This is a genomic window from Flavobacterium jejuense (assembly GCF_006491595.2).
GTDB lineage: Bacteria > Bacteroidota > Bacteroidia > Flavobacteriales > Flavobacteriaceae > Flavobacterium > Flavobacterium jejuense.
This window is the reverse complement of record NZ_VEVQ02000001.1, coordinates 51,594-64,555: the sequence shown is the minus strand read 5'-3', so window position 1 is coordinate 64,555 and position 12,962 is coordinate 51,594. Positions and strand designations below refer to the sequence as shown.

General features: G+C 31.4%; 10 protein-coding genes. 1 reads left to right on the top strand and 9 read right to left on the bottom strand.

From position 1 onward, the window contains the following. The first annotated feature begins 1 nt into the window (after position 1). Positions 2 to 880: a helix-turn-helix domain-containing protein gene (locus FIA58_RS00240; protein ID WP_140958814.1), complete on the top strand. Its 879-nt coding sequence runs from the start codon at positions 2 to 4 to the stop codon at positions 878 to 880. A 654-nt stretch (positions 881 to 1,534) separates the two neighbouring features. On the opposite strand, the gene FIA58_RS00235 is transcribed toward FIA58_RS00240, so the two are convergent. From FIA58_RS00235 to FIA58_RS00195, 9 genes are all read right to left on the bottom strand, one after another. Further along, positions 1,535 to 1,888 carry an imm11 family protein gene (locus FIA58_RS00235; protein ID WP_140958812.1) on the bottom strand — a complete coding sequence of 118 codons (354 nt, stop codon included), beginning with the start codon at positions 1,886 to 1,888 and terminating at the stop codon, positions 1,535 to 1,537. 212 nt (positions 1,889 to 2,100) lie between these two features. Next, complete coding sequence (gene galA, locus FIA58_RS00230; RefSeq protein WP_140958810.1) at positions 2,101 to 4,923, bottom strand: beta-galactosidase GalA; 2,823 nt, start codon at positions 4,921 to 4,923, stop codon at positions 2,101 to 2,103. Positions 4,924 to 5,502: 579 nt separating this feature from the next. Then, on the bottom strand, positions 5,503 to 7,266 hold the full coding sequence (locus tag FIA58_RS00225) for a tetratricopeptide repeat protein (protein WP_140958808.1): 1,764 nt from the start codon (positions 7,264 to 7,266) through the stop codon (positions 5,503 to 5,505). A 225-nt stretch (positions 7,267 to 7,491) separates the two neighbouring features. Further along, the gene (locus tag FIA58_RS00220; protein WP_140958806.1) at positions 7,492 to 8,037 is read right to left on the bottom strand and encodes a hypothetical protein; all 546 of its coding nucleotides are present in this window, start codon (positions 8,035 to 8,037) and stop codon (positions 7,492 to 7,494) included. 33 nt (positions 8,038 to 8,070) lie between these two features. Continuing rightward, entirely contained in the window at positions 8,071 to 8,457 is a 387-nt protein-coding gene (locus FIA58_RS00215) for a hypothetical protein (RefSeq protein WP_140958804.1), read from the bottom strand. Between the two features lie 24 nt (positions 8,458 to 8,481). Continuing rightward, positions 8,482 to 9,099 carry a hypothetical protein gene (locus tag FIA58_RS00210; protein WP_140958802.1) on the bottom strand — a complete coding sequence of 206 codons (618 nt, stop codon included), beginning with the start codon at positions 9,097 to 9,099 and terminating at the stop codon, positions 8,482 to 8,484. Between the two features lie 7 nt (positions 9,100 to 9,106). Continuing rightward, positions 9,107 to 9,778: a hypothetical protein gene (locus FIA58_RS00205; RefSeq protein WP_140958800.1), complete on the bottom strand. Its 672-nt coding sequence runs from the start codon at positions 9,776 to 9,778 to the stop codon at positions 9,107 to 9,109. A 19-nt stretch (positions 9,779 to 9,797) separates the two neighbouring features. Further along, complete coding sequence (locus FIA58_RS00200; RefSeq protein ID WP_140958798.1) at positions 9,798 to 10,565, bottom strand: N-acetylmuramoyl-L-alanine amidase; 768 nt, start codon at positions 10,563 to 10,565, stop codon at positions 9,798 to 9,800. Between the two features lie 536 nt (positions 10,566 to 11,101). Then, the gene (locus tag FIA58_RS00195) at positions 11,102 to 12,805 is read right to left on the bottom strand and encodes an eCIS core domain-containing protein (protein ID WP_140958796.1); all 1,704 of its coding nucleotides are present in this window, start codon (positions 12,803 to 12,805) and stop codon (positions 11,102 to 11,104) included. Positions 12,806 to 12,962 lie beyond the last annotated feature (157 nt).

Here is a 12,962-nt window from a genome sequence, read left to right as displayed (position 1 = left end):
AATGATACAAAAGAATAATTTTACATTAATCAATCCTCAAACAGGTAATTTAGCATTCAAGTTGTCTTATTTTAAAGAAAACAACCCTTTCGATCATTTACAAAGACTAAATTATTATTCCTTAATTTGGATAACCAAAGGAAATGGTAATGCAAAAGTAGATTTTTCAGAATATGAATTTACTGAAGGGACTTTATTTGCATTCACTCCTTATCAACCCTTTATGCTGAATGCATCTCATTTGGAAGGTATTATTTTGAATTTTCACCCCGATTTCTTTTGTATCCACAAACATCAACAAGAAGTAGCCTGCAACGGGGTTTTGTTTAATAACATTTACAATCCTCCTTATGTAACTATCGATGAAATATCAAAATCGACTTTTGAAATGCTTATGGACCAAATTAAAAAAGAGATGCAGAATCCAGCATTAGCACAATATGAGCTTTTGATATCGTATCTAAAAATAGTTTTAATTACAGCTTCCAGATTGAAAACCGAACAACAACCTGAAAATCAAATTGAAACTACAGAAATTAAAGAACCTTTTATCCTTCAAAATTTAAAAAATTATATAGAAACTCATTTCAAAACCAAACATGCTGCAAGTGATTATGCTGATATGTTAGCCATTTCCCCGAAAGCTTTAGCCAAAATAACAAAGTCCTATTTCAACAAAACATTGACCGACTTAATTGCTGAACGTATTATTATTGAAGCGAAAAGGGAATTGTATTTAACCAACAAAAGCATCAAAGAAATAGCATACGAATTAGGCTATAATGATGAATTTTATTTTAGTAGATTCTTCAAAAAAAACGCTGATGTTTCCCCACAATTGTACAGAGAAACAGTTGGTTTTGGAAAAGCAGATACATAAATTGAGATGTAATACTACAAACAATCGAACTCTATTTTCCGAAATAACGAATTATATTTGTATAATAATATAAATAAGTATTCCAATTTAAATTATATAAAGTTCAATTAGTAAGGATTGAGATAGTCAAACCACTACTCTATTATGGCTTTTAATACTGAAGAGTAAACGGGATTAAAATTTTGTGACAAAAGAAATACAAAAATATAGTTTTAAAGAAGGTCTCCCTCAAGAATTTGAAAATACTGGAGTTAAAGCAATTCACTACAAATTTTAAAAAGGATATTATTATACCACATCGAATTGGTTTTTATCAAATCATTTGGTTTACAAAAGGAAATGTTATTCACATGGTTGATTTTAATGCTTTAAAAATTGAACCCAACACTTTTTATTTATTAATAAAATAGTGTGCAACAGTTTGATAAAACGTGTAATTTCGAAGGTAAAATCATATTATTTACAGACACTTTTTTTTGTAAAGAAGAATCAGATAGTAAATTCTTAAAAAGCTCCATTTTATTTAACGATTTACTATCCACATCAAGCTCCTTTGTACCAAATACAGCATCTTTATTTACTACATTAATTGTTTTGTTAGCACAATTTGATGCGTAATCATTACGAATCTATCTCTGTAAAACAGCCAAAAATTTAATGATATTCTTCAACCTTATAAAAAACACAGCCAGTGATACCAGCATTAACAACAGCATCTTTTACACTATTAAAATACTTCAAATCTGATTCATTCTTATCCACACAGTCAACTAAACCAACCACATTTGCAATTTTGTAATCGGTATAAATATTATTAGTTTTAGGGTCAACAATATCGAGATCAAAATATTGAATGTTATCCACAGCAATATTTTGTAGTAAGTCACGAAGTCGTTTAGAAAAAACCAAATCACAAGCTTCATCAATACTCAAATGATCCGTCATGTTTCCCTTGCGACTATCATTATTTAAAGTGAGGACTATTTTTGGAACAAATGCATCGATCACAACCTCATCATCAAAAGATATATCATCACTTAAATTGATTATTTCCAGTTAACTCTGCTTCATTATCTTCATCAACAAATTCATTTGATAACACCCAATACATAACATCTCCTAAAATTTATGGTTGCGGTAAACCCGCTTGATTATATGATAACTCTCTGTCTTCAATTGCTGACTTGCGTAATAACCACGAGGTTAGACTAAACATGAAATCATTTTTTCAAAGTTAAACTTGTGCCTTTTAAACCTTTGGCTGTAGCCGATAAAATTACTTCACTTGCATTTTCTTCTTTTTGAATAATGACTTGTGCGTATCCGTTAAATAGCTTTCGTTTCCAAGGTTCTGACGGTGTTATTACCTGAATAATTCCAGGATCTGTATTCATAACATCCCACTCTTTTATTTTTTGCAAAGGTGGAGCAATAATCTGAATGGTGTTTATCCCTTTCTTTAAAACAGTGCTATTAAAAACATATTTTTGGTCATCTTCTACGCTTGGTGCAATTTTATTTCCGTTTACCAAAACTACTGCATTTAAACCAATTTTTTTATAAAAGAAAGTAACCGTATTTGTTTTAAGATTGTTCTTTAAATCAAATTTACCTCTATAAACATAAACTGGAGCCTGATTTTTATAATCTCTGTCTTTAAATGCTTCGTTCCAATCATTCTCAGAATCTGCCACTTTTTGATTTAAGTCAGTCGATACCAGTTTTTTCTCTTCAAAATTAGTTATAGCAACAAGTTCAATATCATCAATAAATTGATCTTTTTCTAAAGATGTTGGGTTTCCATTACCAACTCCAAGAATTTTTCCACCTTTTAACGAAAATGAGATTTCATGATCTGCAGTAGGAACATGTGCGCCTTTTTTGTCTATTGTCTCAACAGTTACTACTACAACATTGCTGTTTGTCTGGTTTTCTTTATCAACCGAAAGCTTTATATTCTCTGGATTTTCAGTTGTTTTCTGAATTTCAGAAAGTACTTTTTTTCCATTTTTATAACCAATCGCTTCAAGAGTTCCTGGTGTATATTTTACCTTCCATTCTAAATGTCCGTATTGTTCCATTTTCTTTTTGCCTAAACTTTTTTTGTTCAGGAAAAGTTCAACTTCATCGCAATTTGAATAGATCCAAACGTCGATTTCCTTTCCTTCCATTCCACTCCAGTTCCAATGTGGCATAATGTGCAAAACTGGTTCATTTCTCCACCAAGATTTCAAATAAAACACATTGTCTTTCGGGAAACCGCAAACATCCATCATCCCAAAGTAAGAAGTTACAGACGGCCAACCATAAGGCGTTGGTTCTCCACGATAATCAAATCCTGTCCAAATGAACATTCCTGCTAAATACGGACGCGCTGCATAAAATTTCCAGCCTTCTTCAATGCTGTAAAATGTCGGACGCGGTTTTTTATCATAAGCACTCTGATACTGTTTGGCATCATCTGTAAAATAAATTCCTCGTGTTGCAAATGTCGAACCTTCCTCAGTTCCCATTCCTGGTTGTTGTTTGAATTTATTTCGATGAGCATCTATATCGCCATTACCCAAATAATTGTAACCCATAATTTCTACTACAGATGATATTCCGCTTTTAAAACCACTACTAATTCCAACTGTAACAGGTCTTGTAGAATCTATGCTTTTTGTAAATCCTTGCATGACATTCGTGATACGCTCACCCACAATTCCTCCTTCAATATTCCATTCTTCATTTCCAACGGACCAGCAAAAAATACTCGGATGGTTGCGATCCCGTTCGATCATTCGCTTTAAATCATTTAAGTGATAGTCGTTAATTCCCATAAATCTGGTTTCATCAATAACCAGCATGCCTAATTCATCACAAGCTTTGAGCAATTCAGGAGTTGGTGGGTGATGCGAACAACGATACGCGTTCGACCCCATTTCTTTCAGTTTTTTGATTCTGAAATATTGCAATTCATCTGGCAAGGCAGTTCCAATTCCTGCATGATCCTGATGATTGTTCGTTCCTTTTAATTTTACTGATTTTCCATTCAGGAAGAACCCTTTTTCGGCATCAAACTTCATTGTTCTTATTCCAAAAGAAGTTTCATAATGATCAATATTCATTCCGTCTTGTTTAATCTCAGTTACTAAAAGATACAAATTCGGATTTTCAATATCCCACAATGATGGATTATTTACTTGTAATTTTGAAATGTAATTTGTTGTTTTATAAAAATCAGGAGCTGTCGCGTTTTTAGAAACAGTTGCAATTTGTTTTCCCTGAGAATCAAAAATCATTTGCACAATTTCAATGGTACCTTTATAATTGCTTTTATTTTTAATTGTAACTTCGGCTGTAACTTCAGCGTTATTCTCTTTTATTTCTGAGGTAACATAAGTTCCGTTTTCTGCAACATGAATTGGATTCGTTTTCTTTAAATAAACATGTCTGTAAATTCCTGCACCTTCATAAAACCAGCCTTCTTCCATCGAAGCATCAACACGTATAACAATTGTATTTTCTCCTCCGTAATTCACATATGCTGTAATATCATATTCAAAACTATTATAACCGCTTTCTTCTGTTCCAAGATAATGTCCATTAAAAAACACTTTTGAATTTCTAAAAACGCCATCGAATTTTAAAGAAATAATTCGTCCTTTATCTGTTTCTGGAATATTGATTTTTTTTCGATACCAACCAATACTTTTTTCTGGAAAATTTTTTCCAGCAGTTTTAAATCCGTGACTAAAGCTTGCTTTTTCACTAAAAGACTGCTCTACAGCCCAATCGTGAGGCAAATCTAACTTTCGCCATGCACGATCATCAAAACCTGAAGCCGCTGGACCATCTCCATATCCAGTTTTGGCCAAATAGGAAAAATAGCCTGTTGCATGATTAAAATCTTTTTGAGTATCATATAAATGTCCAAAAGAAAAACGCCAATTTTTATCGATTAAAATCAACTCTCTTTCGGTTTGCTTTTGTGCCGAAATATAAAAAGATATTGAAAATACTAAAAAGAAAAAAAATCGATTAAGAGCAATAGATTTCATAAATAATTGCGGTTAATTTGATAATTACATAAAAGATTATAAATATACCCTTTTTGAATTACAGGAATTAATAGTATTTTATCAAAGTCTAATGAATTTTAGTAATAATCATTAAATGGCTTTTGATACATTTTTTCTTCTGCTTCTCTGTACAAAAATACTCGCATTAATGGGTCTTGCCAATTAGACGTCAAATCGTAAAAGAATTTGTAGTCCTTAAAGAGAAATCGAACTTCTAAAAACACCAAAAGACACACCGAGACGTGATTTTTAGGAGGCTTATAAGTTAGCTAAAAGATTATGATTGGTTAAAGAATGAACTACTGACTAACCAAAACTATTTGGTTTACAAAAATTAATACTTGTTTAAAAAAAATTGCAGGAGTTTGGGAAATTGAAAAAGAACTAACTTCCAATATTGCTCAGCACACTTTTGCAACAACTGTAATACTTACAAATGGAGTACCAATTGAAATGTTTCGTCCTGAAATAACGATACATAAAAAACATAGTTCTGGAGGAAACCTCCAATTATGTAAAACGAACTCAAAAACACTATTTTATTACAAAGAAGATCCTCTAAGTCTTACTATTAGGCTCAAATTCAAGATTGACCAAATAGTTAGCTATGTCTTGTTTAGCATCTATACCTAGTTTCTGACGAAGACGATAGCGTGCCGTTTTTGCACTTTCAGGAGATATGCCTAAAATACTAGCGGTTTCTTTTGTATTAAGATTTAACCTAATTAATGAGCACAACTTAAGATCATTTACAGTTAATGACTTGTGATTCATTTTTAAATTGGAATAGAATCCTTGATGTACATCATCAAAAAATCTACTAAAATCTTCCCAGTCTCTGTCGATACTTAAATTTTTCCTTATGATTTTTTTTAAATCGGCTATTAACTTATCCTTGTTAATGGCTGATGATTCTTTAAGAGTATTTATGGTAAGTTGTAATTCCTGTACTACTTCATTTTTCTTTATAAAATTTAAAGCATAAGAAGTAAGTTCTCTATTCTTAAAATCCAATTGTTGTCTTAATTCTTGTCTTTTTAATTCTGAATTTTCCAACTCTTTTTGCGTAAGCGCTTGTTCAGATTCTAAGTACTCTTTGTTCTTTAAAGCTAATTGTTTACTTTTCCTTAAACGTTGTTGGGATACATAATAAATGATATAACCTGCAAGAGATAAAATTACAATACCTATAATTAATATAAGGTTTATAATTTCACTTGCTTTTTCATGTGCCTCAAGCTTCGAAAGCTCATTGTTTTTTTTTTCCAATTCGTTCTCAAATTCTATGTAAGCAATTTGTTTTGATTTTTCTAATGTAAAGAGTGAGTCTTTTAGTGATTCATATTTTTCATAAAAAGCTAAGGCTTCATAAGGTTTATGTTGTTGTTTCTTTAATTCTTTTAACTCCTCATAAGCAACTAATTCGAATTGTTTTAAATTATTTTCTTGTGCCAATAATAGTCCTTTTTCAACCGATTTAGTAGCTTCATCAATTCTATTACGAAGTCTTAAAATTTTTCCAGAAAGGATAAGATTATTCGTTAAACCATGAATATCATTTACTTTTTTACCTATTTCCATCGATTTTTTAATGTGGTAAGAAGCGAGTTCAATTTCATTTTTATTAAGGTACAAAATGCCTAATTTATTATGAACTTCAGCAATACCATATGTATAGTCATCATCAATATGCATTTGTAAAGCATCCGTCAAATATTTTAACGCTTCAGTATTTTTATGTTGCTCAATAAACATTGTACCCATCTTCGTAAATGTAGTTGCAATACGGCCTTTTAATGCTAAAGCAGTAAATTCATCAATAGCTAACTCATAATAATGTAAGGCTTTTTTATAATTTTTAAGATCTGCATACACCATACCTAAATTAAGTCTAGTATTGGCAATACCAGCTTTATCATTATTTTTTTTGTAGAGTTCGTGCGAAACCTTTAAATAAGCTAAAGCTTTATTTTGAAAACCTTGAGACCAATAAGCAACACCTATTATACGATTTGCCTTTGCTAATCCAAAGGCATATGATAATTGCTCTGATAGTTGTAAGGCTTGCTCTCCATAACGAATGGATTCCTTAGCATCTATAATCCAATATTTATAGCCAATAGCATTAAGAAAATTTATTTGTATAGTGTCCTTTTTTTTATGCTTTTTTAATTGAATAAGTAGACTATCTAAAGGTTTTTCTTCTTGAGACTCTGCTGCTGCTGCAAAATGTACAGATAATATGACGACAAAATAGAAGGCAAACTTTCTTAGGAATAAATATCTTTCTGATTGGGATAAAAGAAAACGTAAAAAATTCATGAACTGTTATCTTTATGTATTATTACTTTTTATAAATGCATTGACCAACTACAAATTTAAGTTGAATTAGCATAAAAAGTAAAAAAAACATAAAAAGGTAACTACTCTTTCATGTGTTTTATAAAATCTTTAATGGCAACACTATTTTTTTTATAAGTTACATAAATATAATAGTATTTTTATCATATTAGTAACTTATATTATAAAAGGATATAGTACTCGTTCTCATAAAGAAATACCAATTAAAATACCTACTCCTACTCCAGCAACGCCTATGAGCACTTTTTCAAAAACCGTTTTTCTTCTTTCGCGTTTAGTGGCTTTTTCAACAAGTTCTAAGCTAGTGGTTGCACTCTCAAGACTTTTTACGGTATAGTCTAATGCTTTTTGGGTATTATTCAGTGTAGCTTGGGTTTTTTCATAAACTATTTGGTCTAGACTATCCGTTTGGGTAAAATTGATTTCCAATCTACGTTCAAGATCAATGTTTCTACTAAGGGTTTCTGTATACTTTTCAATAAGATCTTTGGTCATTTTATCTTGATTAATCGTACTTTGGTACACATTTTTAATGGCCAAAAAGGATTTTTTGTTTACCAAATATACATCTGCTGTTCTAAAGAGATACAGACTGTCTTGTTTTACTATAAAAGGTTCTCCAATTCGATTGGCATATGATTCAGGAATTTCTATTATTTTTAAAGTATCCATTTCTTGACCGAATGTGATGGATACGGTTCCCAAAAGGAAAGCAATGGCTATTTTTCTCATGATTTTATTTTTTTAGAATAGTACCAACAAACTTTATTGATGTAAACCAAAAAGACCATCTAATAAGAGACGATCTTTGTCCAATTTCTCATTCGTAAGGACTATAGAATCTTTAATCTTTTGTAAATCTTCCCAATCTTTAGCATTGTTTCTTTTGAAAGAAAGTATCAAAGAATCTCTTGTATGTATCAAAAAGTCTTTCTGAACTTTCATTTGTTGGAATTCTTGTTTTGTTTTTTCCAATTGTACTTTCGTTGCGAGTATCGAATCTGTAGCAAATTTCAGTTCTTCTTTTGCCTTTTCAAGTTCTGTTGTTACTACTTGCCAATTGGAACTAGCAGTAAACATAAAATAGCCTATGATGACTAAAAACAGTAGTGCAATACTCTGAAGAATGGTTTGAATGGGAATGTTTTTCATCTGTCTGTCTTTTTAATCTTCTTATTAATGCTCCTCAGGTTCTGAAATACTAGTATCTACTACTTCTTCATCATTTATCTTATATTTTTGTTGATACAAAATGATTAGGTTACAGAATGAAATAATAAATCCAGCAGAAAACAAATAACACAGAAATAAAAATAACATTAGTTGTATCCTATTAGACATAATACTTTTCTTGGTCCAAGCTCTTTCTGAATCGCCTAACAAAATCAGCATACGTTCATTTCTATCGGGTAAAAATCCATGTGTTTTTTTAAAACGCTCAAATGGATTATTTTCTAGCAATACATTTCCTATTACAATATCTTTTTCTACATAAGGTAATGTTTTGGCTTCTCTTGTAAAGTAATATGTCATATAACTGCTTATAAAGAGCACAAAAAAGAGAATAGACAACCGCATCCATATTTTTATAACTTTATTTTTCAAAGAAAATAAAATGAGAAAACCAGCAATTACTGTAGCTATAAACACTCCAAACTCCATCAAAAAAGAGGTACTTTTGTCTGAGGAGTACCAAGATGGTAAAGGAATAACCAAAGCACCAGTTACGGAGACAATCCAAGTACTCAGTAGCGTAATTTCTTTCCAAACTTCTTTTACTTTAGAAACAATCATATAGGTCTTATTTAGGTGTTTTTAAAACCAATTTTTGGGGTTCTCCAGAACCATCACTCATAATAAGATGCAGTTCTGGTGTTCCTACTCGTCCTTCTTTTTCCAACCAAAATAAATAATACCCAGGCACAACTTCTAGTGAAGCATTTTGCGTAGGTCTGTTAAATCGAAACCGCTTGATGGCTAAATCCTGTTCATAAGATAATTTTCCAAAAACGAAAAAGCCATCGTCCTCATTAGAATCTACAGTAACTTTTATTCTAGTATTGGCATCACTTGTAGCACTGCTATTAATGGACTTTAACTTGCTATCATAATCCAAATAGATGGCATTTAAAACAAAGGCTCTATCTTCCATGCTAGCAAAATTGTCATCTAACCGAACTAAGACTTTTTGTGCTTCTTCTAAAGTAGTCATATACGCTTTTGTTAGCTTGTATTTAGCATTACATTGTACTAATGCAGGAAATAATTCTTTACTCTTTTCTTCCAACTTTATAAAGGCAGTGGTAAGACTATCTTTTTCTGTTGTTGCTATTTTTTCTGCCAATTGATTCATGGTTTGTTGGGTAGCAACCAACAAAGCATCAAGCTCATTATTGGTTGATTTATAACTAGAACAACTCGTTACAAAAACCAAAACACTAAAGGAGAATAGCACTTTATAAGTATTTTTCATATATGTAAATTTTATTTAATTAAAATCTTTCTCCAATTTTTTCCCAGTCAAAAGCGGGGCCAATATCCCATTTACCAGAAGACCTATAATTGACGTGTGACACTATACCTTTGAAATTTACCAACTCACTTTCTTTTCCAGTCACATATCGTTTGTCTTCTGGTAAAAAGACGTGTGGAATGTTGTATTCAGCTGTTAGATAACGAAGTAAAAGTTGTAGGCTATCGTATTGTTTTGGTGTAAATTTGGCATAATAGAGTTCGCCTCTAAAAGGAGTCTCTAACTTGGTATAGTACTGAGTCTCTTGAAGGTCACAATACACATCTGTATCGCTGTATACAGTGACTAATTTATTGTCAATTCTTTTTAAGTAACCAATGTTAGAGAGTTCTATGGCAATGGAACGTTGGCTACCCAAAGTATTCCCACCTATAGCACCAGAACCTAAATGATAAGACCAATAAGCAGAAGACCACAAATTAAGAATAGTACCCTCTCTTGCAATAATAAACGGAGTAGATACATGATTGTTTGGCTTAGACAAAGCCGCTACATCGCCTTTTAAATACCCTGCTGTATAATGCAATACAATTTGCGTTTTGGTGTTTTTTTCTTGATAATAAAACGAACTATCTCCATTTATACATCTACACTGTAAGTAAGGCATGGATTGTTCGCTCCCCTTTATAGGTATGCTCATTTGAGTTAACAGAAATTGTTTTCCGTCTGAATCTTTACCTGTTTCAAAAAAGGTGCTTTCATGATTGGGAATACTAGTGGCTTTCATGTTTTTGTTTGCTTTACAAGAATTAATAATACATGTGAAATCTATTCAAATGTACTTAGATGCCTTTGGAAGTACTATCACAAAAACGCCAAATGAGAGGAATTTTACGACATTGGTTTTATAAAAGGAGGTGAGAAGAGTATTATTAAGTCGATTGGATTTAACCTATTGTAATTACTAAATTTATAGTTACAAAAACTAAATAAAATATAGCAAATACTAAATTTAATAGAGCAAACATTAAACTTAATATGTCAATTACTAAATTTAATAGAGCAAACACTAAACTTAATATGTCAATTACTAAATTTAATAGAACAAATACTAAACTTAATATGTCAATTACTAAATTTAATAGAACAAATACTAAACTTAATATGTCAATTACTAAATTTAATAGAACAGACACTAAACTCAATATATCAATTACTGAATTTATAGCTACGAAAACTATAAATTACAACAAATAAAAAAGCGAACCAAAAAAATCTATTTTGCTTCGCTTTTTATTTGATTCTGATACTTCTATCTTTTGGTTATAAAATACTAGCGCCTTTACTCAATTCTTCTAGTTCACATACCCTTTCATAATTTTTATTTGTAATGACTTTTAGTACAGCATTACGATGATGTGTAAAAAAAGCATCATTCATACCCCTAAATAAAATCATAAAGGCAAATTTATTATTGATCTCCGTTATAATACTTTTTATAGGATTACTAATTGTAATGTCTTTTTCTTGTATATCATTTAAAGTATAAATACTATCAACAAACCTTTCAATATAAAACCGATCATCGGTCTCTTTTCTTTCTTCTTTTTTTAAGTGATCTATACTCGATCTAATTAGTCTAGCTGCTATAGCAATCTCTCCCATCCTATTTCCTATATCCTTTTCTTGATTTCCTTTAAGTCCTTTTGAATATTCCCTAATATCCTCATTGAAATCAAAAATAGAAACCAAATCATATTTAATAGTATTTCTAAAGTGTTCCTGAATTTCCTGAACATGATACTGTCCAATTAACCAAATACCATTTACCTCGCGTTTTTTATTAGCCAATTCATGCATCGCTCTAGAACGAATGAAATTATGAGATATTTCTCTCCCATGCGGAATATCTTTTATCAATTTACTAATAGCTATATCTATATTATCAATAATTTTAATAAAACCTTCTTTATCTTTCTCTTCTAAAATTTTTTTTCTATCACCCTCTTCAAAATCAGTTTCACATAATACAAGGTATCTAGTAAAATCATGATTCTTCATGTCTTGAATCTCGCTAAACAGATTAGTATCTCGAATACCTGCATTTTCTAAATCTCGTTCTATTTCACTTTTCGCAGTGACAATTGCTTTTATATATACTTTTAAGGAACCATGTGAAGTTGTACCCTCCTTCTTTAGTTCTTCTATAAGAATAGTATAATAATACTTGATTCTATCAATGTCACTAACAGCTAAATGTTTAGGGTTCTCACTTTTAATAGCTTCTCCTTCCTTAATTCCAGGCATTTGGTCTTCTGTCCAAATCCATTTGTCAGATTTAGTATCTCCTTCTTGTTTCTTGATATTTTTAGCAAACTCCCCTTCAATTTCTCTATGCTGTGGTGATTTATTGTGAAGCTCTCCAGCTACGGTTAGACCTTTTTCTTTTGTTTTATAACGCTGCACAAAATTGGAACCTATTGATTTTTTAATTTTTAACTGTGTGGGTTCCACTACTGTAGTAGGGATGAACTGTGTTGCCCTTCCTCCCATTACATCTGCCTCTCTCTCTAACGCATCATCATCATTAATAGTCACTTTACTTTTTAACTGCCTTGTAGGCTTTACCCGTCCTTGCTTTTGCTGTACTACATGCCAAGCTTCGTGAGGCAAGTACTTTTCTTGTCCAGATGCCAAATGAATATCCGTGCCCTGTGCATAAGCGTGTGCTTGTAATTGTGCTGGTTTACTAGAATTGTAATGTACTTTTACATCATCCATACTATAACCAGATAAATTTTCAATACCTGTTTTTAGGTTGTCGGGTAAGCCTGTGTTATTTTTTCGTTGTATGGGATTTGTAGTATTCTCTGTAGCAGCACTCATGGAGTCTTGCAACTTACGCTGAACGGAAGTAGACTCTCGGTTATCTACCAATTGTGTTGTACCGCCATTACTAGTTTCTTGCTGTACTCTTTGTGTAGGACAACTTTGCTGTTCTTGGGTTATATCCGTTTGTGTTTTCATAGTTTATAAAACAAAATATTTTGCTATTTTATTTTTTTGGAAAGCCTACTATTGTTTGTGACGTTGTGTTATTCTCTTTGTTCTTAATGCTCCGAAGTCAGGAGACTTCGTAGAGCGGGAATTAGCTTCTGTAAACAGAATCAGTATATTTAACTCC